A 25968-nucleotide genomic window follows, 5' to 3' on the forward strand; every position below is an offset into this window, starting at 1 on the left:
TTTGAATGGTGAAAAAAGGCGACGGAAGTTCATAGGCAGTGAGGCATTTTACGGGTATTTATTTGTCAGCCCAATGGTATTGGGATTCTTGATAGTCATGGTATTTCCGCTCGTATATTCAATTTATATAAGTTTCACAGATTGGCAGCTTCTTGGGGACCCAAACTTTATTGGTGCGGAAAACTACGAAAGGCTAGTGAATGACCCTGATTTTTGGGTGGTCCTAAAAAATACGTTAATTTTTGCAGCTGGACTGGTTCCCATTAATATTGTCCTTGCACTATTCTTGGCACTTCTTTTACAACGAAACCTACCGGGTATTGGGGTTTTTAGAACGGCCATTTTTATTCCAGTTATGACATCAATCGTAGTATGGTCCATTATCTGGAAATATATGTTCGGGACAGATGAAGGATTTATTAATCAAATGCTTGCTGTGTTTGGTATTGATGGCCCAGCTTGGTTATATTCTCCAAACCTTGCAATGGCAGCTGTTATTGTAGTAAGTGCTTTGAAGAACGTGGGGTTAAATATGGTACTATTTTTAGCCGCATTGCAGCAAGTAGATAATAATCTATATGAGGCGGCTGTGTTAGACGGTGCAGGAAAAGGAAGACAATTTTGGAATATCACACTTCCAATGATCACGCCAACCGTTTTTTTAACCATTATTTTAACGGTCATTGGATCGATGAAAGTGTTTGGTCAAATTTACGTGATGACGGGTGGAGGACCAGGGAATTCTACAAAAGTGCTAGTCTATTATATTTGGGAAAATGCATTTAAACTCTTTGATTTCGGGTATGCATCAGCAATCGCCCTCGTCTTATTTGTTATCATTTTATTCTTTACCATTATTCAGTGGGTTGGAAGAAGAAGGTGGGTATTCCATGAACAATAAAAAGAAAAACGGTTTACTTACGAAAATTTCGTTTTACGGAGTTTTGTCACTGATTTCCCTTATTATGATTGTCCCATTATTATGGATGGTCAATACATCCTTCAAGGACTCAACGAAGGTGTTTGTCTTTCAGTTAATCCCTGAACCATTTAAGTGGGGGAATTATTTAAAAGTACTAGATTCTACGCCCTTTCATCTTTTTTATTTTAATAGTTTATATATTGCCATTCTTGTTACAGTAGGGACTATTTTTTTAGGATCATTGGCTGGCTATGCATTTGCAAAACTAAAGTTTAAAGGAAGCTCATTCCTATTCCTTTGTTTATTGAGCACAATGATGATTCCAGTTGAGGTAATTACGATACCGCTATTTTTATTTATGAGGGATTTAGGATTAATCAACACACATGTACCGTTAATTGCTATTCCCATTTTAGGTCCAGCAGGTGTATTTGGAGTCTTTGTGATGAGGCAGTTTTTCCTATTAGTGCCGAAAGAGTTGGAAGAGGCAGCAAAACTGGATGGCTGCTCATATTTCCGAATTTATTGGAATATCATGCTTCCATTAGCAAAACCAGCTGTTGCCACTTTAACCATTTTTACATTTTTAACAAGCTGGAATGAATTCTATGAACCACTTATTTATATCAATTCAAAAGAGTTGATGACATTGCCGCTCGCATTGGCACTATTCACGGACGAGGTTGGAACGAAATGGGAGTTACTCATGAGTGCATCAGTTATGGCAACTGTTCCATTGCTTATTGTCTTCTTCTTTGCACAAAAGCAATTTATTGAAGGCGTTGCTATGACAGGTGGTAAGTAAAAATGTACAAAGGATGTGTCTATTTTGAAGAGAGACTTAGAGTTTGATGTTGTGGTTGCAGGAGGAGGCCCTGCTGGCATTAATGCAGCGATTGCTTCAGGTAGGACAGGAGCTAAAACACTTCTCATTGAAAGATACGGATTTTTGGGTGGGATGTCTACAGTAGCATTAGTCTATCCGTGGATGACCTTTCATACATCATCTGGAAAGCAAGTAATCAAAGGAATTGCACAAGAAATCGTGGATCGACTTATGGAGCAAGGTGGCTCACCAGGTCATTTACGTGATACGGTCGGCTTTACCAATACACTTACCCCCTATCATCCTGAGAAATATAAGCTTTTAGCACTCGAAATGCTTGAGGAGGCAGGAGTCGAAGTCCTTGTTCATAGCTTCGTAGATAAGGTTGAGGTTAATGGAAACATTATTACATCTATTAATTTAACAACTAAGTCCGGACCTATCACGGTTTCGGCAAAGAGATTCGTTGATACAACTGGTGATGCAGATATTGCCTATTTATCGGGAGCCCCGTGTTTAAAAGGAAGGGACAGTGATCATAAAACACAACCGATGACAATGAAGTTTCGAATGAGGGGCGTTGATTTGTCAAAGGTGAAGGAAGCGATGAAAGCAAACCCTGGTAATTTCTATAAAAAAACGCCAATTGCCGAATTAGATGAACTGCCATTAACAGGTGTTCAAGGCTTTTATAAGGAATGGAATGAATCCGGTGTTCCGATTAATCGTGATCAAGTGCTCTTTTTTGCAGGTCCTGAGGAGGATGAGGTTCTAGTTAACTGCACACGTGTTCAGGGCTTGGATGGAACTGATGTATTTGACCTTTCCGAAGGAGAAAAAGAAGGTAGAAAACAAGTACTAATGATGGCTGAATTTTTACAGAAGAAGATTCCTGGTTTTGAAAAGGCCTCTATTTCAGCTGTTGGTACCCAAATTGGTATCCGAGAAACCCGCCGTATTGATGGAGAATATGCCCTTACAATTGAGGATGTAGTAGCGGGCAAAAAATTTGAGGATACGATTGCTCTTAGTGGCTACCCAATTGACATACATGATCCAACTGGTAAAGGCGTACAGGCAAATGACATCGAAGGAGATGGAAGCTATGGCATTCCATACAGATGCCTTGTACCTAAGAAAATTAAAAATCTATTGGTAGCGGGGAGGTGTATTTCAACTACACACGAGGCATTAGCGACAACAAGACTTACTCCTAGTGCAATGGCAACAGGGCAAGCGGCTGGAACAGCCGCAGCACTTTCAATTACTGAAAATGTTGCACCAAAGGAACTAGACATCAACAAGCTAAAGGCGATTTTAGCAGAGAACGGGGTAGTTCTATAAGGTGTTAAGGAGGAAACCAATGAAAAGATGGAGAAAAGTGTTCTCAATTAGTCTCGCGGTCCTTTTGTTATTTAGCTCAGCCAGCGTAATAAGTGCTGCAAAGGAAAAAAATGAACTTGCAACAATATTAATGGTTCCACTTGATGATCGACCAGCGAACATCTACTTCCCTACCCAAGTAGGATATTCAGCTGGTGTTGAAGTTATTACACCACCAAAAGAGATGATCGGAAAGTTTACAACACCAGGAAATGGCGAAGAAATAAGTCAGTGGTTAATCGAAAACGGAGACAAAGCAGACGGGTTTGTCATATCAACAAGCATGCTTGCTTATGGAGGATTAGTTGCCTCGCGAACAGGGACAAAGTCGCTTGAAGATGCTCTTTCCGACATTCAGGTTATCAAACAACTTAAGGAGCTTTATCCTGAAAAACCTGTGTATGTGTATGATACGATTCAACGATTAGCCGTCACGGCCATAAGTGATGAGTATTTAAAGTATTATTCACAAATTAGTGAATGGGCGGTTCTTTATGATAAGGTAGTTAACTTAGGAATGCCAGGAAAGGAAAGACTTGATGAATTAGAAAGAGTTATTCCTGAAGCAGTATTAGAAGATTATAAAAAAGCAAGGGCAAGAAATCACACAGTCAATAATTTGTTGATTGACTGGGTGAAAGAAGGGTATATTGACTATTTAATCTTATCACAGGATGACGCCGCCCCATATGGCCTTCATCGTGCTGAAAGAGAGCTTTTACTTGAAAAAGTGGATACTCTTAATGTCGGGGATCAAGTAGCTGTTTTCCCTGGAGCAGACGAGGTTGATGTCGTAATGGTTTCACGCTTTGTGAATCAACTGTTCGGGACAGCACCAACATTCTTTGTTGAATATGGTGGAATCCACGGGGAAGATTGGATTGCTCCATTTGAAGATACGACTTTTGATTATAATGTTCAAAAACATATTGTCTCAGCTGGAGGAAAAGTCGTAACGAATGAAGCAGATGCTGATATTCACCTTCTTTTAAACACTCCATCAGCTGCAGATTCAACAAGAGAGAAGGACATAGCAGGTCTTGTAGAAAGAACAAGTGATCTTATTGCAAATGGAGAACAGGTGGCAATCGGAGACGTTTGGATTGTCAACAAAGCAGATGAACCGTTTGTGACGGAGCTTGCTGAGAATGTGGATTTAACCAAGATTCTGTCATATAGCGGTTGGAATACGGCAGGAAATGCACTTGGTATTACAGTAGGTCATGCTGCTGCGCGCTATGCATTCTTAACTCAAAAAAATGGTTTTGGGGTTCCTTTATATGAGCAGACAGCAGAATACCATTACGAATTTTTACTCCATCGTTTTACAAAGGATCAAAGCTATAAAAACATTGTACACCCTGCGGCAAGAACGTATATTCAATCTATCGGCGCAAGTGAATGGGACCTTGGAGAAAAATATGACCAAGTCAATCACTTTGTCCAAGAAAACCTTACACTTGAAACCGAAAAATGGTATCAATATTTTGACGGAAAAGAGGTATATATCGGGTCCAGAGGAAACAAGGATTTTTATAAGACGATCTCTGAGCTAGAAAGTGTCCACGTCAAATTACCTTGGCCACGTATCTTTGAAGCCGAACTAGAGCCAGAACTTAAATTAAAGTGAGTATTTTATGAAAGAAGGCAGACTTTACTAGGTCTGTCTTCTTTTTATATTGGGCTGGGTTGCGAGTGTGCTGATGTGCGACTCAAATACGTGGCCCGACAGGCAAATCCGAGCATGAAGATGTGAACCCGTGTCTAGACCTCATTCTCCTTCTGCAAAATGTTACCAATTACATTATTTAATAAGGTTTTATGATATGATAGTGTCATAGAAGAAGAGAAGGGTGAATGGATTTGAAGGTTATTGGACGGAACGATCTTTGTACATGCGGGAGTGGAAAGAAATATAAAAAATGCTGTGGCCGGTCTGCTGTGGTTTCAATCGATGAAGTCGTAGAAAACGAGCTGAACGATATCCAGCATGATATGTTTCAGTACGCATTTCATATGTACGAAGAGACTTTAGATGACGTTTTGGAAGAGTATGCGAATATTTTTGATAAGCTTCCAGAGGATGTGTATGATTTATTCTCATTCTTTTCACGCGTTTGGGTGGTTAGCTCGATTCCGTTAGAAGAGAAAACGATTCTAGAAGAGTATGTTGATATATATGGTCCGAAATGTAGCCGCCCACGTACGCGCGATCATTTAAAGAAATGGAAGGCAGCGCGACCGTCTGCCTACACGGTAACTGAGGTGGATGAGCGGGGAACCTATATGACGGTACGTGATATTTTTACGGAAAATGAACACCGCGTGCGGATTTATGAAACAGAGACGGAAGTAGAAGTAGGTTATTTTGTGTTCGGAACGCTGTTGCCTGCTGGAGCGAACTCCATCTTTTTCCCAACATTTCTTGAGTTGCCAACGGAATTTGCGGGAGATATGCGAAACATGATTCTTGAACTCTTTGAAAAGAGTGGCGAGAGCAATCCTGTTGATTTTATGTCACATGAATTTATCAATGTATTCATGGTGTTTATGTTTGGAAAGGCGAATGTAACGGCTGAGGATTATCAATGGAAGACGCCAAAACATAAAGAGGTCGCCGAAATGTTCCAGATTCGGATGAAGGAGTACGATTTCGAGGAAGACATTATTGGGATAGGACTTTCATTGTGGCATAAATATTGTGAGCGTAAAAATCCAAGGATAATCAAAACGGGAATTTATGAAGCAGCATTGGTGTATATGGTTGAAAAAATTTATTCAGATGAAGGCACTTCTACTTATGAAGAGCTTGCAGAAGAATATGATGTATCACCAAGCAGCGTTTCATCAAAATTCAAGGAACTCGAGAAAATCCTTCAAGAGGAACTTGTGAAATACGAGGAACTTGTCAATAGCGATGAAATTGCTAATCAAGAGTAAAGCAACCCACTTGTTGGGTTGCTTTTTTTGTGAGCAAAAAGAACTAGCACTCCGCCTTCCGACTCATTTTTACAGAAAATAAAGGAATTTGTCAGATTCCTGTGTAATTTGTAACAATGAAGCTACGAAAGGGAGGATTTGGAATGAAAAACATGGTCAAATTTTTAGGTGTATTGGTTGTACTGTTGACGCTTGTTATGCCTGGAAAAACCGCTTTTGCACATGGGGATGATTGTGAATGTGGTGTAACTTATTTACAAGGGGCAGAGCGCAACAAGGTTGTTGCAAACACGTTGAAATTAACGGAGTTTAAGAAAGTGAAGGCAGACCTAGGCCAAGATGGCTATGTATTTGCTGGAGCGGATCAGGTAATGGTTGTCCATATGCCTTTTGAAGGAATCATTTTAACAATCGTCGCAGTTCCATTTATTCATGAAAATGGAGAAGTATTATTCGCTGGCTTTACGAATGGAAAATTCTCTGGATTTCAAGGAGAATCAATGGAATAAATCAATGTTTTAACCCCTAACAAGTAGTTGGGGGTTTTTTTGTCGAAAATTTGTAACAATTTTCCTTTGCAAAATTTAGCGAATAGTGTAAAATGGATTTTAATTGGAAAATAAGATTGGTAGGTAAAAAGAATGAGTGCCGAACAACTTTTAAAAATAATGATTGATATCCAGAAAAAAGTAGAGGATACATCTACGATTACTACAGAAGAGGTTATGCAAGACCTTATTGGTAGATTGAAAGAGTGTCAATCCGCTTAAAACCTAGTACCGAAACTAAAATCAGGAGCCAGAGTGAAATCTCTGGCTTTTTTGTGCTTCTCTAACATAACCCCCGACAATTCGACTGCCTATGGGTATTCCTGTAATTATTTGATGAACGAAAGTTAGAGGAATGGGAAAAGACTCGTCTAAATATATGTATGTTGGAGGTTCCGTATCTCCAAACAACATTGATGAGGGGGAGTATAATGAAAAAAATATTTGCAGTTTTACTCAGTGTGGCTCTTTTACTGAGCTTCCTACCAGCTGTTTCTGCAACTGGAAAAGATGTTCACCAGGAGTATTATTCGGTACTGTTTCAGAAAAACAGTATTCCTGCTAGCTTTGCTAAGGAGGTTAGCAAATTTGGTGGCGAAGTCGTTTACACCGTTCCGGAAATTGGCTTCGCACAGGTGAAAGCTTCAACAGCTTCATTTTCAAAGCTAAAAGGAATGGCAGGGGTGAGTGTAGCCAATCCTTCGATTTCCTGGAATCTTCCGGAATCACAGCAAATTAAAGCTGATAATGTAAATCCTGCTGATGCAGCTTTATGGGAAAAACAATGGGATATTCACCGCATCACGAATGATGGTGAAAGTTATAAATTAGGAACGGGTTCACATGATGTGGTTGTTGGAATCGTTGATACTGGTATCGACCGGGATCATCCTGACTTAGTAAAGAACCTTTTACCTGGTTCTAAGAACTTTGTTCCAGCTGGTGGATTCCAAGGAACAGAGCCTTATGAAACAGGTGATAAGGCAGCGTTTGATGACATTCATGGGCATGGAAGCCATGTAGCAGGTTCAATTGCAGGAAATGGTGCAATGCTTGGAGTAGCTCCTGATACGGGAATTCGTGCGTATCGTGTGTTCGGTACTAGTTCTGCTGAATCAGCGTGGATTTACGATGCGATGATTGCAGCGGCAAATGATGGAGTCGATGTCATTTCAATGAGCTTAGGTGGCTTTGATGTCATAGGTCAAACTTTTTATGTGGACCCTGTGACAGGTAAGAAGGAAAACCTAGGAAACGATGTTGCTGATTTTATTGGATACAAACGTGCTGTTGAGTACGCAACGAACAAGGGAGCGCTCGTTGTTGTGGCTGCCGGGAATGATGGAATTAATGCAACAAACAAGAAAGAAGTTATGGATTTCTTAAATAGCGAATATGGAGGAGATGGACTTTATTTTGTGGGGGCAGGCTTTGAAGTTCCTGGTACCATTCCAGGTGTTGTAACTGTTTCAGCAACTGGACCAAAAGATGTGCTTGCTAATTACTCTAACTACGGCCCAGGTTTTATTGATATCGCAGCAGTTGGGGGCGATGCAAGATTATATGACCAATACGCAGCTGAAGGTAGATTCAATGAATACCTTGCAAAACGTCTGTTTGAAACTGAATTCAATTTAAGTGCAAGTGACGACGGTGGTTGGTACTGGTCAATTGGTACATCAATGGCAACACCAAAGGTTTCAGCAGTTGCTGCGTTACTGATTGATAAGTATGGAAAAATGTCACCGGCTAAACTTCAAGACCTTCTTTATAAAAAGGCAGTTGACCCTGTAAAAGGCAAGGATAAACAATATTTTGGATACGGACATTTAGATGCATATGATGCGTTAAAATAATCTTTTGAAAAGGACGGGTCTAGCACTTGCTAGATCCGTTTTTCTATTTTTTTAATCCGGTATTTATAAAATAAAGCCCTTTCATAATCTCCTAAAATATGAGAATATAGATTTGTTGAGTATCTAAACAAATAGGAGGAACTCCGATGACAAAGGTTCGTTTTGGTGTTTTATCTACAGCAAAAATTGCGAGAAATACATTGATTCCAGCGATGGAGCGCGCACACAATGCAGAGGTTGTGGCTGTTGCGAGTGAGAGCGGAAAAGCGAAGGATTTTGCAACAGAACTAGGCATTTCTAAGCATTATGAATCCTACACAGATTTATTAAATGATCCTGAAATCGACGCGGTGTACATTCCCCTTCCTAATCAATTACATAAACAATGGGCGATTGAAGCAGCGAAGCATGGCAAGCATGTGTTGTGTGAAAAGCCAGCTGCTTTGACATCGAAAGACGTTGAAGAGATGTCGGCAGCTTTTAAAGAAAATAATGTTACTTTTATGGAAGCATTTATGTATCAGTTCCATCCACAACATAACCGTGTGAAGGAAATCATTGCTTCTGGTGAAATTGGTGATGTGAAACTGATTCGTTCAACGTTCTCCTTTCTACATGATTTAAATTCTGGAAGTATCAAGATGCAAAAAGAGCTTGGAGGCGGTGTGCTGTACGATGTAGGCTGTTACTGCATTCATGCGAGTCGCTTGATTACAGGCGAAGAGCCAATTGAAGTGAAAGCAGCAGCGAATCTTCATCCTACACATGATGTTGATATTACTGCAGCGGGTACATTGAAGTTTGAAAGTGGTGTGATTGCCAATTTCGATGTGAGCTTTGAACAAAACTTTAAAGCTTCATATGAGGTTGTTGGCACAAAGGGCTCTATTTTAGCCAAGCATGCATTCCGTCCAGATAATGAAGGTGGAAATGGAGCGCTTGTCGTGAATGCTGAAGCTGGCCAGCGAGAAGAAACAGTTCAAGGTGACCAGTACAAGCTTCAAGTAGAGCATTTTGCAGATTGTGTTCTTTCTGATAAACAGCCGATGTACAGCATTGAAGAAACATTGAAAAATATGCGTGTAATTGAACAGGCGCTTGCGTCTGCTCGTAATTAAAAATTAAAAGCCAACCCTCGGGTTGTCTTCGAGATATCTAGATATTTATTACCTCCCCCCAACCTGTCTTGAAAACGCTTGTTAGACAAGCAACTAAAGTCATGTGAGCGTTTGTCAACAGTCTGAAGCCAACCCCTGGGTTGGCTTTTTTCGTTCCTTCCTCTTTTTCCTGTTTTTAATTTAAAAACACTGTCGTTAACATGGACTTTCCTGTTTTTAATCTCAAAATACTGTTTTTAATTCGACTTTCCTGTTCTTAGCAAATTCCTTCCTCAAATCTATCAAAACTTTTTCTAGTAAAAATGTATATCTACCAAAATTTCGGCAATACTAGATTACAAGTGATAGAACATATAAAAAATAGGAACCAAAGGAACCGTCCCTGTGGTTCGTAAGGAGGAATTCTAGTGAAAACAGGTGTTGAGTTGCCAGAGGTATTACCAGTTAATAGGGAAGATTTTTTGAAACTATTGTTAGATTTAATAGTAAAAAAGTAGTGGAATTGTGGTGTCGAGTATTGTTGAAAAGTGCGAAAACTTATATACTATAGGTAGAAAATCATATATTTGTAGAAAAGGGCAAACTCTCTGAAAAAAACGGGATTCTGGAGCATAGGGTCTATGTAACAAAATATATGAAGCGTTTGAGCCAATCTAGCAGAATTGGCTTTATTTTTTGCCTGATCTATTACTATTCAACAAGAAAGAGGTACTTTAGATGAAAAGTATTCGTACGCGGTTATTTGTCAGCTTTTTTGCCATCATCATCCTTTGTATAGGCTTAGCGGCATATAATTATTTTTCTGTGTCTACTATGAATCAAAAGACGGACGACATGGTATCCGAGGAACTCACGGTTTTACTAGAATATGATAGTTTGAAATATAATATTGCTCAGAGTATTGCGTTGGCTCGTGGATATGTGTTGTATGGGGAATCTTCCTATAGAGATGATTATGACATCTATTCCGTGGAATTTGATTTAACCGATCGAAAGTTAGGCTCGATGAAGATTAAAGAAGTGGAGAAAATTTTACGCGAAACAAAAAAATGGCGTGATTTGATAAATGAAAAGGTGTTCATCCCTTATGATAGTGGTGATAAAGAACTGGCCAAGCACAATCTGCAGACATATGTTCAGCCGGGAGCTAGGGGCTTGATGGATCAAGTTGAACAACTATCAAAAGAACGAGAACGGCAAATTGTCTCAACTGGTAACGACGTTGTAAGTTACGGTGAGAGTACCAATATCGCTGGACTCGTGGTGGCTGCAATTGCTATTATTTTAGGAACGATTATTTCCATTTATACATCTGTAGTGATTGCAAGACCAGTGAAAAATGTGGCAAACCGGATGAAGGCGATTTCGAATGGTGAGCTTCACGCTGAGCCTATTAAAACGAAGCTAAAAGACGAAATTGGCCAGTTGGTAACAGCAGTTAATGATATGAATGAGAATTTAAGAGGTATGGTCAAGCAAATGTCTGTTGTTTCAGACCATGTGACTGGTCAAAGTGAGGAATTGACCCAGTATGCGGATGAGGTCATGGCAGGTAGTCAGCAAATCGCGGTCACGATGGAAGAGCTCTCACGGGGTGCTGAGGACCAGGCATCTTCATCGACCCTTTTAATTGAGAAAATGTCCAATTTCTCGCAGGAGATCATGCAGGTTGCAGTAAATGGTGAGGACATTAAGGAACAATCTCAGGGAATGTTAACTCTGACTAACGATGGCAGCGCCTTTATGGAAACATCGATTCAACAGATGAACAGTATTCATGAAAAAATGAAGCAGTCCCACGCGATGGTAGTTGGGCTGGATAACAAAACGAATGAAATTACGAAGCTTGTGAATGTGATCCAGGAAATCGCAGGACAAACGAATCTATTAGCATTGAACGCAGCGATTGAGGCAGCAAGAGCAGGTGAACACGGAAAAGGCTTCGCAGTAGTCGCGGACGAGGTTCGTAAGCTTGCTGAACAAGTTGGAAAATCTGTTGCAGAAATAACAGTGATTGTAAAAGATATTCAAACGGAATCGAAGCAAGTCGTTCAATCATTGGATGATGGCTACCAATCTGTTGAAGAAGGTACCTCACAAATCCAGACAACTGGCGAAACATTTAATGATTTAAAACGTAAGATCGATGATATTAGTACCCAGTTTGAGTCCATGTCTAGCTCGCTCTACGGTATACTTGATGACACAAGAGAAATCAGCGGAGCTATCGAAGGGATTGCAGCTGTGGCGGAAGAATCGGCAGCGGGTGTCGAGCAAGTATCTGCAACTGCCCAACAATCGAGCAGCTCAATGGAAGAAGTTTCAAAAAGCGCGAAACAGCTCGAAGAAAATGCTGGTGAACTCAACATGTTAATCCAGAAATTCAATGTGAAGTAATTTGTGGGTCATGGGGACAGGTCCCTTGTCCCAGAGAGGTGAAAATCCTGCGTGGTAAATATTGGTGACATTCTTTTTCAGTTATTTGCATTTCTCGTTCCACTAAGTTTTGTTGCCGTCCTCATCTATATGATGCGTTTTTCAAAGCGTGTCAAACGAATGGAAGCAAAGCTAGATGAAATTTCAAAAAAGGTTGAGTAAGACTTGGGAGATAATCTCAAGTCTTTCTTTTTGGAGGAATCATTGTGATTGAAACATTAAAGGAGATTGTGGCTACTATTGACGAACGAAAAATCGTTTGGGGTGTTGGCGGGTCGTTATTACTAAGTTTTCACGGACTTGTTCAGCATCCAAATGATATTGATTTGTTGGTGGATGAAGAGGACGCTTTTTGGTTCAATAAGAAACTTGAGGTGCTTGGAACACCGATTGAGGCAAACGCTTTACGCCCTTTTAGAACGAGATATTTTGCGAAATTCATCGTTGGTGGGAATAATGTCGATAGCATGGGAGGATTTGCAATTGAACATCAAGAAGGGGTTTATCGGTTGCCTTTTGACGAAAACTCGGTGGTCGGGAGTTTTGATGGAATTCCTTTAAGTTCACTTGAGGATTGGTATATTCTTTACATGTTCATTCCAAACAGACAGGATAAGGCAAAACTGATTGAGGAACATTTTAAAAAGAATGGTGTGAAGCATCCATGGTTGCTAGCACGTGCTTTGAACCAGCCATTGCCACATGGGATTAGGGAAAAAATCGAGAGGTTATTAAGATAGAAAAAGGATGCCTGTGCGCGGGCATCCTTATTTTTTTACACTCATTTTTACATTTCGGAACATGAATGTGGTTTTCTCTTTCTGGTTGGTAAGTACCATTGCATCGATTTGCGAAGTGGTATCCTGAAGCTCAACCTCAAGTTGAATTGTTCGCCACGGATCATGCAAGCCTATCACTGCGGATACACTCTCCGCTAAAAAAGTTCCGCGTGCATCAGTCTCGTCCACAAGTAAATAAACGGCAGTGTTGCCCTTCACCTGGACCTCGAACACAATCGTTTCGCCACCCTTAACCCCTTTTGGTGAAAAAACAAATCCCTCGTTTTCCTCTTCACCTTTCGTTTTTACTTCAAATGTACCATCCTCCACCTGTACCACCGTCGCACTCACTCCAAAAAATGGTGATTTTTCTGCAGCACTCGCTGGCGAAATGAATAGAAATAATAACGCTATGCATAATAAAATTTTAAGTTTCAACGTAAGAACCTCCTTTGGGACACAGGTCCGTCGTCCACTTAGTATGTGGAAAAAGGAGGAAAATATGTAAGGCGTAAAAAAGCAACCGGAACGTGACCGGTTGCTTTCAGTAATTTATTGAATTTCCAAATGTTGTTTCAAGCGTGTAGAGACGGCCTGACGTTCTTCCTCAGAAACAATCCAGTACCATGCGTCAAGGGTTTGCCCAACACCGTCGATGCTGTATTGCTCGATGTTATGGCGAGCATCCTTATATTTCGATTGGATAGTTTTCATTTCATCAAAGGAAATATCGGTTTTTACGTTCGTGCCAAGCGCACCAAGAATATCATCAATTTTTGTGACAGAAGTGAAGCTTGCTCCTTTATCGATAATCCCTTGGATAACCTGCTTTTGACGATCCTGTCGACCAAAGTCACCACGAGGGTCGTCATAGCGCATACGAGCATATTTAAGAGCTTGCTCGCCGTTTAAAGTCTGCGGTCCTTCCGAGAACGAGGCACCATCATAAGAGAATGCCAATGTACTGTTCACTTGGACACCACCAAGCGCATCAACGATTTGCTGGAGGCCCTCCATGTTTACTTTTACATAGTAGTCGATTGGTATATCTAGGAAGTTCTCAACTGTGTCAATCGTCATATCCACACCACCAAATGCGTATGCGTGGTTGATTTTATCCTGAGTACTCCTTCCAACAATTTCAACACGAGTATCACGCGGAATGCTTAGCATTTGCATGGAATTCGTTTTTGGATTAACGGTAACAACAATTAACGTATCGGTACGACCCTTGTCGCCCGAGCGTTCATCAACACCCATGAGCAGGATCGAAATCGGATCTGCTTTCGAGATATCAATTTCTTCTGTACGTTTGTCAGATGGACCACGGTCGCTGTGCATTTTTCCAACTGTACTTGCAACAGATTGATATAAATAAACGGCGTATCCACCGATGGCTAGCAATAAAACAAGAGCGATCGTTCCAACAACTTTTGGCCATTTCCGTTTTGTATTCTTTTTCGAATGGCGGTCAACTCGACTCATATTTATCAACACCTTTTCGTAGATTACTAGTTGAATTAATAGTACACAAGTATTAGACGTTTGAGAAGAGAAAAAGTTACAAGGTTTGGTGAAAAAGATGTCTAATCGTGGTAGGGACTTGTCGAAATGGGGAGAAGAGATGCAAATATCGTAATCTGTGGGTGGCGCAAATATAGGTCCAAAGACGCAAAAATGTGTGAGATGAAGCAAATCCAGGAATTTAGATGCAAAAATCTGGACCGCGCAATACTGTGAAAAGAGGCAGTAGCTCAAACTATACGAAATTTTCTAAATTTATTTTACAAATCAAAATGATTATGGTATTTTTAAAACAATTAGTCATATATTAGGATTAATTAAAGGAGGTGAACGGGACCAGGAGATTAAACTCTTTTTTTCAGCAATCAACAAGGGGATGAATGGGAGTAAAATTAAAGGGGGAGAAACATGAGTGGTTTGGATTGGGGAGTCGTAATTGCATTTTTCTTACTTATGGTGGTAATTGGGTTTTGGTCGTTTAATAAAGTACAAGGGTCAAGGGATTTTTTCGTTGCAGGGGGTAAGTTGCCTTGGTGGTTAGGCGGTATTTCTCACCATGTTGGGGGATACAGTGGTGCGGTATTCGTCGCCTATGCTGGTTTGGCCTATACACATGGTTTTAGTTTGTATGTGTGGTGGGCACTACCAATTGTTGTTTCAGTAATTATTGGCGCTTACATTATAGCGCCGAGATGGTCAAAATTGAGAACGAAACTTGATATCGAATCGCCAACAGAGTATTTAGCCATGCGTTACAATGTACCGACCCAGCAATTAGTGGCCTGGAGTGGTGTACTCGTAAAACTATTTGATGTTGGTGCGAAATGGGCAGCAATCGGACTTTTACTGAATGTATTTACCGGTATCCCTATTGTTTATGGAATCTTATTATCTGGAATCGTTTCGTTAATTTATATTACGATCGGCGGTATTTGGGCAGACCTTTGGACAGATTTTGCACAATTTATTGTTGGAATCATTGCAGGTTTCGTCATGTTCTTTGTTGTATTAAATCAAATGGGGGGATGGGGTTCAATTACAGGAATCTGGGATAAACTCCCGCCTGCAAATAGTCAACCATTCAACGAGCCCTATACGCTAGGCTATGTATTAGTTTTCGTATTCATCGTATTCTTTAGTTATAACGGGGGAACTTGGAACCTCGCAGCACGATATATTTCGTCACCTTCAGGGAAGGAAGCAAAGAAATCAGCCATATTTTCAGGAGTCCTTTATCTTGTGTGGCCGTTAATTTTATTCTTCCCAATGTGGGCGGCGCCAATTATTTTACCTAATCTTGAAGACCCTACACAATCATATGCACTACTCACCCAGGAGCTTTTACCTGCAGGATTAATTGGTCTTGTGCTAGCTTCCTTATTTGCCGCAACCATGTCGATGACTTCCTCAGATGCAAATACAATTTCAGCCGTTATTACTAGGGATATCCTACCTGTGATGTCAGGTAAATTTAAGGGATTGGACCAAAAGACATCTTTAAAAATTGCAAGAATAGTTACCTTTACGTTCACGTTCTTAACTCTTATTATCGGGATTTTCTCAGATAATTTTGGTGGAGTTTTAGGGTTATTGATTTCTTGGTTTGCGGCGTTGGTCGGGCCAGTCTCGATTCCGATGCTGTTAGGTTTACTACCTGCCTTTAAATACAGTGATTCAAAAGCGGCGATCTCCTCAATTCTTGCAGGATTAGCGATGTTTGCTTTAACAAAGTATGGTGTTGATTGGGCGCTATATGTGGAACTTGGAGCCCCAATCTTTACATCTGGTTTAGTATTCATTGGTCTTGGATTACTCAATAAAAATAAACCAGTTAAGCCAGAAATTGAAGAAATGTTGTCTGCGATCAGCAAATCTGATGAAGAGTTAGCAAAAGATACGAAGAACATTACACCATCGCTTTAACAAGTAAGGAGATACGTCATGGATACTCAAAAACTAGTAAGCTTTTATCAAAAAGAAATTGAAGAAAATTTTTGGCCGTTTTGGGAAAAGGCGTTTGATGAAGAAGCAGGTGGCGTTTTTACCTGCTTCTCCAATGATGGAAGTACGTTAGTAAGCAAGGATAAATACACATGGTCACAGGGACGTTTCCTTTGGTTATGTGCGGAGCTTTATCGGTTAGCGGAGCAAGGGAAGATTGCTTTAAATAAAAATCGTTTAAAGAAGATGGCAGATAAAACGTATCAGTTCTTAGTGAACCATACTGTCATGGAAAATAACCATGTTCTGTATACCGTAACTCATGATGGAAAACCGGTGCAGGAAGACATCAGTGTGTTTGCCGATTGCTTTTTTGTCATAGGTGTAAATAAATATGCAGATGCCTTTAAAAATGAAGCTGCATTTGATCAAGCCTATCTTGTCTATGAATCGATTCATCAACGAATTAAGCATGGACATTTTAGAACAGAGCCTTATCCAATTCCGGTTGGTTACTCTTCACATTCAATTCAAATGATCATGTTAAATGTGGCACAAGAGGTAGAAGAGACAGCCGAAAAGTTTTCAAAACCAGTCAAGAAAAAGGCGAAATCCATCAGTGAAAAAATCATTCAAGAATTCATTTTAGAGGATGGTAGAATTGTCGAACTGAAACCAGAGGCTGCTAGTAATGAAGATACCTTACTTGCGAACCATGTTAATCCGGGTCATGCTTTGGAATCGATTTGGTTTCATGTTCATAGTCTCGATGAGCGGGATGAAAAGGTCCTACAGCTTTTATCCAAAGTCACCCTGCAGTCGATTCACTTAGGTTGGGATGATGAACACGGAGGACTGCTTCGGTTTGTTAATAAAGATGGTGCAGAGCCACAAGGAAGGCGAATCAACGATCCGTATGAAAAATTAATTCTTGATACGTGGGATACAAAGCTTTGGTGGCCACATTCTGAAGCGCTCTACACCTTACTATTACTCTATAAAAAAACGAAGGAACAACGCTTTTTAGAATGGTATAAAAAGTTTTTTGAATATAGTTTTACCACCTTTCCAAATCACAACAAGGAAATCGGAGAGTGGATTCAAATTAGGGATAGACAGGGAAAACCGTTACAAAAGGTCGTAGCACTACCGGTCAAGGATCCGTTCCATATCCTGCGAAACTTTATTTTAATTCTGAAGTTATTTTAATTGAGGAGAATGAATCATGAGTTTACTGCTGGGTACCTATGAAATCGATATTACCCCCGAGCTTCCCATCCCGTTGGCAGGATTTGCACATCGGGAAGGGAGTGCTTTGGAGGTTCATTCTCCGCTTTTTCTTAAAACCTATTATTTTGAAAAAGAGAATCATGCATTTTTGCTGATGGTTGGAGATGTTATTTGGTGGGATGACAGGTTTGTCCAGAAATGGAGAAGAAGGTTAGCGGATGAGTATTCTCTAAAACAGGAATCTATCTGTTTTCACGCCACACATAATCATTCTGGACCTCAAACAAGTAATGCCTTTACAAGCCTTTTAGGCGAACCTGAACCAAGCTTTTTAGAATCATTGGAAGCAAAAATAGTCAAAAGCGTTGAATACGCAATCGCCAATAAAGAACCGGTGACCATCGCACGAAGACAAACAATAAGTGATATTGGTGTTTACCGCCGATTGAAGCATGAAAATAAAATCCTGATGAGACCTAATCCGAGTGTTCCGATCAACAAAGAGGTAACGATTATCACGTTTAAAAACGAAAAACAAGAAACGAAGGCAATGCTAATTCATTTTTCCTGCCATCCGACATCAACAGATACGAATGTTGTTTCCGCAGAATACACGGGAGTTTGTTGTTCGGTGTTAAAAGAGACGTATCCCCAGGCAGTAATAGGTTTTTTACAGGGGTGCTGTGGTGACGTTAGGCCAGCTTTGATGAAGGAAGATGAATTTTATCGGGGGAGTCTTCATGACATGGAGATGATTGGTAACCAGCTCGCTAAGGATATTTTATCTGGAGGCGCCGAAGAAACCATCGTTTGTCACCAGCTAAATAGCCAAACTATCAAACTACCCTTACAATTTCAAACCAACTTTACCGTGAATGAAGAGATCGACCCCGAAGTACTTGAGATTTGGAAAAAACATAGCAGGAAGAGCGAAACTTTGCTGGAAATTCAATATTTTAAGATAGGCCCTGAACTTCATTTTCTCTTTTTTAATGGTGAAATGGTTCAAGGGTACGGTGAGTATATAAAAAGCCTGGACCCGCGAGTCTTAGCTCTCGGTTATAGCAATGGAATGATTGGATATATTCCAACCCAAATTCAGCTAATGGAAGGCGGTTATGAAGCTGAGGAATTCATTTATTACTTTGGCTTACCGGCGCCTTTTCATATAAAAACGGAAAAAGAAATACAGAACGCAATTGAAAACATACTAGAAGGTGAATGGAAAATGACTGTAAAAAGAAGTGGACATAAAGATAAACTCGCATACTACGTTTTTGAAACACGTAATGAAATGGGTGAATATGCAGCACGTGATGTGGCTAATCAAATTGTAAAGCTTCAACAGAAGCAAGAAGAAATTCGTATGGTGTTTGCTGCTGCTCCATCACAAAATGAGTTTTTACAACATTTGATCAGTGACGACCGAATTCATTGGAATCAGATTATTGCTTTTCACATGGATGAGTATGTCGGACTTGATAAGGAAGCCCCTCAGCTGTTTCAGAACTTTTTAAAAGAAAGATTGTTTCATAAAGTACCATTTAAAGAGGTTCACCTCATTGATAGCTCAAATGAAAATGAGCTAGAGCGCTATTCGAAGCTTTTAGAAGAGCAGCCAATTGATATCGTTTGTCTTGGCATTGGTGAAAATGGCCATATCGCATTTAATGACCCACCTGTTGCGGATTTTCATGATCAAAAGGTAATAAAAAAAGTAGAACTGGATGCCATGTGCAGGCAACAGCAAGTAAACGATGGCTGCTTCGCTTCATTGGAAGAAGTTCCATCACATGCGTGGACGCTAACCATTCCAACTCTATTATCTGCGAAATCTATGTTTTGCATCGTTCCAGGAAGCACGAAACGACAAGCAGTCTATCAAACGTTAAATGGTCCCATTAGCACAGAATGCCCTGCCTCCATTTTACGAACACATGAGCATGCATATCTTTATGTCGATCAAGACTCATTTGGAGATGAATAGGATGGTTATTATTGAAGGACTTCATTATAAAAATAATACCGGGATACGGATTGAAATTAGAGATGGAATCATTGAATCGATTGAACCGACTGATGTGAAAAGTGAAACCTATATTGCACCTGGATTTGTTGATTTACAAGTAAATGGATATATGGGGGTTGATTTTAATTCTCTTGATCTAACTGAATCCGATATTGAAAAGGTTTGTTTGAGTTTACTTGAACAAGGAGTGACGTCATTTTATCCAACAGTCATCACGAATTCCTCTGAAAATATGGTGAAACTGGTTGGAGAAATTTCAAATGCCGTTTCAAAAAATGAGCTTGCACGGCAGATGATTGCCGGTATTCATTTAGAAGGTCCATTTTTATCAGTCGAAGATGGACCGCGGGGGGCTCACAACCGGGAATATATTCAAGCTCCTGATTGGGAGTTTTTTAAGAAGTTAAATGAATCTGGCTTCATCAAAATCGTGACATTATCACCAGATTGGGAGCATGCGGAGGAGTTTATTAAATTAGCATCTGAATCAGGAATCCTTGTTTCCATTGGACATACAAATGCGAACTCAGTGCAGATTCAAAAAGCGGTTAAAGCAGGTGCGAAAATGTCGACCCATTTGGGTAACGGAGCACATGTCATGCTTCCAAGACATCCGAATTATTTGTGGGACCAGTTGGCAGAGAATGAGTTAGCAGCAACTGTGATTGCAGACGGATTTCACCTTCCAACCTCCGTGTTAAAAGTGATTGAAAAAGTGAAAAAGGAAAAAATGGTCATCATCAGTGATAGTGTGGCACTAGCAGGCTTGCCAGCAGGGGAATATACGGCTGCTGTTGGTGGGGAAGTGACATTAACAGAAGAAGGACGGCTTCATTTAAGAGGGGAGCCACGATTACTTGCTGGCTCAGCTCAAAGTATCCTCTGGGGTGTAAACCGAATCGTTGAGATGGGAGTCACTGATTTACCTACTGCGATTGAAAAGGCATCTGTTTTACCTGCAAAAATCATGGGGCTCGAGCATGGTCTTCAAGTAGGGGCTCCCGCCGATCTTATTTTATATAAAAAGGGTATGGAAGTGACTGAAACAATCAAGGCTGGGAACGTTTTGTATAGGGGTGAAAAGGAATGAAGTATGCGCTGGAATACTATGAAAAAGTGAAAACATATATGGATCAAGTGATTGAAACGGAATCAGAGAATATCATGAAAGCCGCAGAAATAGTCGCAAATCAGATTAAGGAAGATAAAATTGTCTATGCCTACGGGCCAGGTGGACATTCAAATCTAGCATCCCAGGAGCTCTTTTTTCGTGCGGGTGGACTGATGCATGTCAGTGCCATTTTAGATGAAGGGACCTTATTAAGTGGTGGGGCACTAAGGTCGATGGCGATTGAACGAACACCTGGATACGGGAAAATCGTGTTAGATGATTATGGATTACAATCGGGTGATCTATTAATTATTATTAATGCGTACGGGATAAATGCGGCTACAATCGATGCAGCTTTGGAAGCCAAGCGAGTAGGAGTAAAAACAATTGGCATATCCTCAAAACAGCATGCGCTAGACACACCAAAAGATCACCCTGCAAGGCATCCATCCAAACAAAATCTGCATGATGTCGTCGACCTTGCCATTGATTCAAAAATCAATGTCGGGGATGCTGTAATTGAAATTGAAAATCTGGATCAAAAAGTGGGAGCCGTCTCAACTTTTGTTAATGCCTATATTGTCAATTCCATTTCCATGGAAGCGACGGCCAAACTAGTAGAACAAGGAATTCAGCCACCAATCTGGAAAAGTGGGAACGCTACTGGTGGCGACGAATGGAACAACCAATTTATTTCTCGTTTCAAACATAAGATTAAGAAGTTATAAGGATGTTTCCCGTTACTCTAGAAGGGGCAATTGGTATAATATTGGTATGTTAGTGGATAGAGAGATGAGGACAGAGAAATGAAAACAAGAGGCCCGGGAGTTTTACGAGAACAAAATCAGAAAAAGGTTTTATCCCTTTTGCGCCAATATAAACAGACCTCAAGAAAAGATTTGGCGAAGGCGATGGGTGTTAGCAAAAATACCATTTCCCTGATTGTCGATCAATATGTGAAAGATGGCGTCATCAATGAGGTCGGAGTTAAAGATGTAAATAAGGCTGGTCGTCCAAAAATTGTTATTGAATTGAATCAGAATGCCTTCAAAGCGATTGGGATCGCTATTCACCATGACGGTATTGAATATATGGTGACAGATTTTTATTTACAACCCGTTACTAGCGGATTTTGTGAGGTAGACGGAAAAGACTGGGAAAAGGTATGTGGGGAGATTCTAAAAATAGTTGAGAGCCTGCTGAGCGAACATCCAGAAGTTATCGGTGTTGGCATTGGAATTCCTGGAATTGTGAATGCAAGTGAAGGCATTGTGTATCATTCTACAAATCTGGGTTGGAAGAATATCCAGGTAAGTGACCAGCTGGAAAAATCGATACCAGTGCCCATTATTATACAAAATAATGTTAATTTGGCTTCCTTGTGCTCAGCAGGGATTATGGATGAATCCTGTACCAGCAGCTCGTTTTATATTCGGATCGGCGATGGAATAGGCGGAGCTTTTACGGCAGCGGGTCAGATTTGGAATGGTGACAGCTGGACTTCTGGGGAAATTGGTCATATTTCGGTTGATCCAAACGGACCATTATGTGGCTGTGGCCAACGCGGCTGCTTAGAGAAAATGATAAGCCGGAAAGCCTTCCAGGAATGGCTAGATCAAATGGAGGATAAGGAGTTACCCGATGGTAGGGAGCAACTTCAGCAACAAATTAAAAAGTATGGAATTTATTTAGCAACCTCCCTGATCAATATTATCCATTTGCTTAATCCGGGTACAATTGTAATTGATAGTCCCTATAACCAATATGGAGCTTTTCAAGAATCATTATTGAGTCATCTTGAGCAAAACGCCCTCAAAATTCCGTATTCCAAAACACAAATTTATTTTAATAATGAACCTTATTCTCAATCCTTAGGTGCCGCAACCGCAGTCGTGTTGGATTTTGAAAGGGAGTAAAGACAAGGCAGGGGTGAGACCCCTGTCTTTTTTTGGATTGATTGTAGTTGGGATAGGGCAAAGCTGGGGCTAGCGGGCGAAGACGCATAATTAGATTCAAATCACCAAAACGAAACCGCCGGAAAATTGATCCCAAAGACAACTTCCACAGTTAGAGTCAATCTTTTATACCCCCACGTTTAATCAACCGCTCAACAGTTTTGCCACTGTTTATTAGTTTGTCTATAATAAACCTTAGTAATATCTTGTTTTTTCAAAGATTGGGGGAAGTCAGATGGCTGCGGATATTGTGGTTGTAGGTAGCTTGAATGTGGATATGGTGGTAAATGTGAAGCAGCGGCCAGAATGGGGAGAAACGGTTCTCGGTCATGGCTTTTTTACGGGAAATGGTGGAAAAGGTGGTAACCAAGCGTATGCAGCTGCGAGGCTTGGGGCTTCGGTTGCAATGCTCGGCTGCGTTGGAGAGGACATTTTTGGCGAGCAGCTTTTAAAAGGATTGAACGAAGTCGGAGTGGACACTTCTGCTATTGAAAAAATTCCCGACGTTTCGTCTGGCGTGGCTGTGATTAGCGTGAATGAAGATGGAGAAAACAGCATTATTGTTTCACCAGGTGCCAACGACCATGTGACACCTGAATATGTAAGAAAACGTGAGGAGATCATTAGTAAGGCAAAGCTTGTTATGATGCAACTCGAGATTCCTTTGGAAACAGTAATAGAAGTTGCAAATATTGCACATACATACAATGTTCCAGTTGTGCTCGACCCTGCTCCTGCACGAACGCTTCCTGATGAGCTTTATAAAAAAGTGACCTATCTCGTCCCGAATGAGAGTGAGTTAGGAGTTGTCGCAGATGAAAAAATTTTGGATACGGAATCTGCAAAAATGGCTGGCACGAAGTTATTGAAAAAAGGTGTTGATACAGTATTTGCAAAGCTAGGTGGAAAAGGAGTCGTTGTGTTGCGGGATAACGAAACATTCTTTGTTAACCCACACACAGTGTCCGTGGTTGATACGACGGCAGCGGGTGATGCATTTGCGGGTGCGCTCGCTACAGCACTCGTGAGCGGGAAAAATCTGCAAGAAGCCACTGAATTTGCAAATGTGGTCGGGGCGTTAACCGTTACAAAAAAAGGTGCTCAAGCCTCAATGCCAACACGAGAAGAAACGCAAAATTTTGGAGGAAAACGATGAAGAAAATTATTTTTGATGTGGATACAGGAATAGATGATGCGATGGCGATTGCCTATGCCGTTAATTCACCGGAGCTAGATATTCTTGGCTTAACTACAAGCTATGGAAATGTTGCGGTTGATGAGGCGACACGAAACACGCTAGCGGTTTTAGAGAAGCTAGGAAAAAAAATCCCGGTATTTGCGGGTTCGGAAAAGCCACTGTCTCGTGCGAATCGTGAAGGTTTTGCGAAAAAGGTACATGGAGAAGATGGTCTAGGAAATGTGTTGGATTTTGAACCTGCTGCATCCACTGAAACTCAGACTGCTGTTAATTTTATTATTGATCAGGTCAAAAAGCTTCCCAATGAGATAACCGTTATCGCAGTGGGACCGTTGACAAATCTTGCTCTCGCGCTTCAAAAGGCACCAGAGATTGTCGAACACGTTTCCGAAGTCGTGATCATGGGTGGTGCGGTCTTCGTACCGGGAAATGCAACACCACATGCTGAGGCGAATATTTTTACAGACCCCGAAGCGGCAAAAATCGTGTTGTCGTCGGGTTTACCGATAACTTTGATTGGTTTAGATGTGACGATGCAGACATTGTTGCCAAGAGATAAAGTAGATGCATGGCGTGGTTCAGAGGTTGGCGACTTTTTCGCAGACATGGTCAGCTTTTATCATGACTTTTACGAGTCCGCTAACCCAGGAATCGGTGGTTGTGGCCTCCACGATCCATTGGCAGTTGGTGTAGCGATTGATCCGAGCTTAGTGAAGACGAAGTACATAGCAGTTGACGTGATTTCTGAAGGAAAAGAAGATGGCAGAACAGTACCAGTACCGGAAGGAAATCCAAAAATCCAAGTATGCACCGAGGTCGACGCGTCAACATTTTTAGATCACTTTTTAAAAAGAGTGCCCACTGCACAATAGAATTTTTGAACCCATGCTATAAAAATAGTAGCATGGGTTCAATTGTTGTAATATTGTTATAATATATAAATTTTTTAGGGACACGAAATCTCTGTCTCAAATGGATGGGATAGAGAAATCTCCGTCCCAATAGAAGGTGGCATTGTAATGGAACAGCAGGTTGTAGCATTTTTAAAAGAGAAAGAGTCTGAAATGGTGGAGGTTTTGAAGGGCTTAGTAGAGTTGGAATCTCCGTCTCACGATAAGGAAGCGGTAGACCAGGTGGGCGAGCAGGTTCAGGACCTTTATAAAAAATATGTAGGTGGCTCGGTTCAGAAGTTTAACAATGAGCATTTCGGGGATCACTTTCGCTGTGAGTTTGGTGAGGGTGATGAGCAAATATTGATTTTAGCGCATATGGACACAGTTTGGCCAAAGGGCACGCTTGAAGAAATTCCATTCCGGATTGATGGAGACAAGCTTTACGGACCAGGTTCATTCGATATGAAGGGCGGCATCGTCCAAGGGTTGTTTGCACTACATGCGCTCAAGACACTCCAAGTTCCTTTGAAAACAAAGGTTGTTATGTTGTTTACGACAGATGAGGAGATTGGAAGTGAGTCTTCACGCGAGCTAATCGAAGTAGAAGCGAAAAAGAGCAAATATGTGCTTGTTCTAGAATCCGCGGCAGCATCTACGAAAGGAAAGCTAAAAACCTCTCGCAAAGGTGTCGGTATGTTCACGATACAAGTAAAGGGACGTGCAGCACACTCCGGCATTGAGCCCGAAAAAGGCATTAGTGCAATTGAGGAGCTTGCTCGACAAACCCTTTATTTGCACGGCTTAACGGACTTCGAAAAAGGAACAACCTTAAATGTTGGATTAGTAAAAGGCGGAAGTGCATCCAACGTGGTGGCTGCTGAAGCGGAGGCAGAATTGGATTTGCGTGTGAAAAACACCGCCGAATTTAATCGAATCATTCCGTTGATTCAAGGCTTGACGCCATCTAAGGAAGGCTTAACCATCGAGGTTACAGGTGGCATCAACCGTCCAGTTATGGTAAAAACACCAGAGATCACTAAAATGTTTGAAACAGCGAAGGAAATAGCGAAGGAATACCTTGATTTTGACTTAGAAGACCAAGCAAGTGGTGGCGGTAGTGACGGTAGCTTTGCTTCACAATTTGCGCCAACCTTGGATGGGTTAGGACCAGTTGGTGACGGTGCTCACGCTTCAAACGAGCATTTACTTATCTCACAAATGCCGGTTAGAAGTGCGTTGGTTGCGTTATTGATTGAAAAACTGGCGAATGAGTAAGGGA

The 25968-nt window shown here is 40.9% G+C and carries 23 protein-coding genes; 21 read left to right on the top strand and 2 right to left on the bottom strand.

Going from position 1 to position 25968, the window contains the following annotated elements:
• Window positions 1-73 precede the first annotated feature (73 nt).
• From DZB84_RS09835 to DZB84_RS09880, 12 genes are all read left to right on the top strand, one after another.
• Window positions 74-901 (top strand): carbohydrate ABC transporter permease, encoded by an 828-nt coding sequence (locus tag DZB84_RS09835; protein WP_116352206.1) that lies wholly within the window; start codon window positions 74-76, stop codon window positions 899-901.
• Window positions 891-1727 (top strand): carbohydrate ABC transporter permease, encoded by an 837-nt coding sequence (locus DZB84_RS09840; protein WP_116352079.1) that lies wholly within the window; start codon window positions 891-893, stop codon window positions 1725-1727. Before DZB84_RS09835 ends, DZB84_RS09840 begins: the two co-directional genes overlap by 11 nt.
• Before the next feature lie 24 nt (window positions 1728-1751).
• Complete coding sequence (locus DZB84_RS09845; RefSeq protein WP_116352080.1) at window positions 1752-3092, top strand: FAD-dependent oxidoreductase; 1341 nt, start codon at window positions 1752-1754, stop codon at window positions 3090-3092.
• Window positions 3093-3111: 19 nt separating this feature from the next.
• Window positions 3112-4761, top strand: coding sequence for a DUF4127 family protein (locus DZB84_RS09850; protein WP_116352081.1), 1650 nt, complete (start codon window positions 3112-3114; stop codon window positions 4759-4761).
• Between the two features lie 227 nt (window positions 4762-4988).
• Window positions 4989-6071 carry a YecA family protein gene (locus tag DZB84_RS09855; protein ID WP_116352082.1) on the top strand — a complete coding sequence of 361 codons (1083 nt, stop codon included), beginning with the start codon at window positions 4989-4991 and terminating at the stop codon, window positions 6069-6071.
• 143 nt (window positions 6072-6214) lie between these two features.
• Entirely contained in the window at window positions 6215-6580 is a 366-nt protein-coding gene (locus tag DZB84_RS09860; RefSeq protein WP_116352083.1) for a hypothetical protein, read from the top strand.
• A 132-nt stretch (window positions 6581-6712) separates the two neighbouring features.
• Window positions 6713-6841 (top strand): YwzD family small protein, encoded by a 129-nt coding sequence (locus DZB84_RS25435; RefSeq protein ID WP_262983931.1) that lies wholly within the window; start codon window positions 6713-6715, stop codon window positions 6839-6841.
• Between the two features lie 209 nt (window positions 6842-7050).
• The gene (locus tag DZB84_RS09865) at window positions 7051-8475 is read left to right on the top strand and encodes a S8 family peptidase (RefSeq protein WP_116352084.1); all 1425 of its coding nucleotides are present in this window, start codon (window positions 7051-7053) and stop codon (window positions 8473-8475) included.
• A 146-nt stretch (window positions 8476-8621) separates the two neighbouring features.
• Window positions 8622-9593, top strand: a complete 972-nt coding sequence (locus DZB84_RS09870; protein WP_116352085.1) for a Gfo/Idh/MocA family protein — start codon at window positions 8622-8624, stop codon at window positions 9591-9593.
• A 717-nt stretch (window positions 9594-10310) separates the two neighbouring features.
• Window positions 10311-11990, top strand: coding sequence for a methyl-accepting chemotaxis protein (locus DZB84_RS09875; protein WP_116352086.1), 1680 nt, complete (start codon window positions 10311-10313; stop codon window positions 11988-11990).
• Window positions 11991-12041: 51 nt separating this feature from the next.
• Entirely contained in the window at window positions 12042-12191 is a 150-nt protein-coding gene (locus DZB84_RS24890) for a hypothetical protein (RefSeq protein WP_189655207.1), read from the top strand.
• 44 nt (window positions 12192-12235) lie between these two features.
• On the top strand, window positions 12236-12769 hold the full coding sequence (locus tag DZB84_RS09880) for a nucleotidyltransferase family protein (RefSeq protein WP_116352087.1): 534 nt from the start codon (window positions 12236-12238) through the stop codon (window positions 12767-12769).
• 27 nt (window positions 12770-12796) lie between these two features.
• On the opposite strand, the gene DZB84_RS09885 is transcribed toward DZB84_RS09880, so the two are convergent.
• Both DZB84_RS09885 and DZB84_RS09890 read right to left on the bottom strand, forming a co-directional pair.
• Window positions 12797-13246, bottom strand: coding sequence for a hypothetical protein (locus DZB84_RS09885; RefSeq protein ID WP_116352088.1), 450 nt, complete (start codon window positions 13244-13246; stop codon window positions 12797-12799).
• 114 nt (window positions 13247-13360) lie between these two features.
• Window positions 13361-14293: an LCP family glycopolymer transferase gene (locus DZB84_RS09890; RefSeq protein WP_116352089.1), complete on the bottom strand. Its 933-nt coding sequence runs from the start codon at window positions 14291-14293 to the stop codon at window positions 13361-13363.
• A 447-nt stretch (window positions 14294-14740) separates the two neighbouring features.
• Here DZB84_RS09890 and DZB84_RS09895 point away from each other — a divergent pair, with 447 nt between their 5' ends.
• The 9 genes from DZB84_RS09895 to DZB84_RS09935 all read left to right on the top strand — a co-directional run bounded on the left by DZB84_RS09895 (window position 14741) and on the right by DZB84_RS09935 (window position 25964).
• Window positions 14741-16255, top strand: a complete 1515-nt coding sequence (locus DZB84_RS09895) for a sodium:solute symporter family protein (RefSeq protein ID WP_116352090.1) — start codon at window positions 14741-14743, stop codon at window positions 16253-16255.
• Window positions 16256-16273: 18 nt separating this feature from the next.
• Entirely contained in the window at window positions 16274-17482 is a 1209-nt protein-coding gene (locus DZB84_RS09900) for an AGE family epimerase/isomerase (protein ID WP_116352091.1), read from the top strand.
• A 16-nt stretch (window positions 17483-17498) separates the two neighbouring features.
• Window positions 17499-19490: a glucosamine-6-phosphate deaminase gene (locus DZB84_RS25550; protein WP_116352092.1), complete on the top strand. Its 1992-nt coding sequence runs from the start codon at window positions 17499-17501 to the stop codon at window positions 19488-19490.
• Window position 19491: 1 nt separating this feature from the next.
• Window positions 19492-20622, top strand: a complete 1131-nt coding sequence (gene nagA, locus DZB84_RS09910) for an N-acetylglucosamine-6-phosphate deacetylase (protein WP_223254406.1) — start codon at window positions 19492-19494, stop codon at window positions 20620-20622.
• Window positions 20619-21371 (top strand): sugar isomerase domain-containing protein, encoded by a 753-nt coding sequence (locus tag DZB84_RS09915; RefSeq protein ID WP_116352094.1) that lies wholly within the window; start codon window positions 20619-20621, stop codon window positions 21369-21371. The genes nagA and DZB84_RS09915 overlap by 4 nt, the downstream gene beginning before the upstream one ends.
• Window positions 21372-21449: 78 nt before the next feature.
• Window positions 21450-22559, top strand: coding sequence for an ROK family transcriptional regulator (locus tag DZB84_RS09920; RefSeq protein WP_116352095.1), 1110 nt, complete (start codon window positions 21450-21452; stop codon window positions 22557-22559).
• Window positions 22560-22833: 274 nt separating this feature from the next.
• Window positions 22834-23754, top strand: coding sequence for a ribokinase (gene rbsK, locus DZB84_RS09925; RefSeq protein WP_116352096.1), 921 nt, complete (start codon window positions 22834-22836; stop codon window positions 23752-23754).
• Entirely contained in the window at window positions 23751-24668 is a 918-nt protein-coding gene (locus tag DZB84_RS09930) for a nucleoside hydrolase (RefSeq protein ID WP_116352097.1), read from the top strand. The genes rbsK and DZB84_RS09930 overlap by 4 nt, the downstream gene beginning before the upstream one ends.
• 147 nt (window positions 24669-24815) lie before the next feature.
• A complete protein-coding gene (locus DZB84_RS09935) occupies window positions 24816-25964 on the top strand; it encodes a M20 family metallopeptidase (RefSeq protein WP_116352098.1) in 1149 nt (382 codons plus the stop codon).
• Window positions 25965-25968 lie beyond the last annotated feature (4 nt).

Source organism: Bacillus sp. HNG (genome assembly GCF_003400205.1).
GTDB lineage: Bacteria > Bacillota > Bacilli > Bacillales > Bacillaceae_L > Ferdinandcohnia.

Bases quoted from the DNA above. Each gene is read 5' to 3' on its own strand.
- DZB84_RS09835 (WP_116352206.1), top strand. From the start codon at position 74: ATGGTATTGGGATTCTTGATAGTCATGGTATTTCCGCTCGTATATTCA.
- DZB84_RS09840 (WP_116352079.1), top strand. From the start codon at position 891: ATGAACAATAAAAAGAAAAACGGTTTACTTACGAAAATTTCGTTTTAC.
- DZB84_RS09850 (WP_116352081.1), top strand. From the start codon at position 3,112: ATGAAAAGATGGAGAAAAGTGTTCTCAATTAGTCTCGCGGTCCTTTTG.
- DZB84_RS09855 (WP_116352082.1), top strand. From the start codon at position 4,989: ATGGATTTGAAGGTTATTGGACGGAACGATCTTTGTACATGCGGGAGT.
- DZB84_RS09860 (WP_116352083.1), top strand. From the start codon at position 6,215: ATGAAAAACATGGTCAAATTTTTAGGTGTATTGGTTGTACTGTTGACG.
- DZB84_RS25435 (WP_262983931.1), top strand. From the start codon at position 6,713: ATGAGTGCCGAACAACTTTTAAAAATAATGATTGATATCCAGAAAAAA.
- DZB84_RS09865 (WP_116352084.1), top strand. From the start codon at position 7,051: ATGAAAAAAATATTTGCAGTTTTACTCAGTGTGGCTCTTTTACTGAGC.
- DZB84_RS09870 (WP_116352085.1), top strand. From the start codon at position 8,622: ATGACAAAGGTTCGTTTTGGTGTTTTATCTACAGCAAAAATTGCGAGA.
- DZB84_RS09875 (WP_116352086.1), top strand. From the start codon at position 10,311: ATGAAAAGTATTCGTACGCGGTTATTTGTCAGCTTTTTTGCCATCATC.
- DZB84_RS09890 (WP_116352089.1), bottom strand. From the start codon at position 14,293: ATGAGTCGAGTTGACCGCCATTCGAAAAAGAATACAAAACGGAAATGG.
- DZB84_RS09895 (WP_116352090.1), top strand. From the start codon at position 14,741: ATGAGTGGTTTGGATTGGGGAGTCGTAATTGCATTTTTCTTACTTATG.
- DZB84_RS09900 (WP_116352091.1), top strand. From the start codon at position 16,274: ATGGATACTCAAAAACTAGTAAGCTTTTATCAAAAAGAAATTGAAGAA.
- DZB84_RS25550 (WP_116352092.1), top strand. From the start codon at position 17,499: ATGAGTTTACTGCTGGGTACCTATGAAATCGATATTACCCCCGAGCTT.
- nagA (WP_223254406.1), top strand. From the start codon at position 19,492: ATGGTTATTATTGAAGGACTTCATTATAAAAATAATACCGGGATACGG.
- DZB84_RS09915 (WP_116352094.1), top strand. From the start codon at position 20,619: ATGAAGTATGCGCTGGAATACTATGAAAAAGTGAAAACATATATGGAT.
- DZB84_RS09920 (WP_116352095.1), top strand. From the start codon at position 21,450: ATGAAAACAAGAGGCCCGGGAGTTTTACGAGAACAAAATCAGAAAAAG.
- rbsK (WP_116352096.1), top strand. From the start codon at position 22,834: ATGGCTGCGGATATTGTGGTTGTAGGTAGCTTGAATGTGGATATGGTG.
- DZB84_RS09930 (WP_116352097.1), top strand. From the start codon at position 23,751: ATGAAGAAAATTATTTTTGATGTGGATACAGGAATAGATGATGCGATG.
- DZB84_RS09935 (WP_116352098.1), top strand. From the start codon at position 24,816: ATGGAACAGCAGGTTGTAGCATTTTTAAAAGAGAAAGAGTCTGAAATG.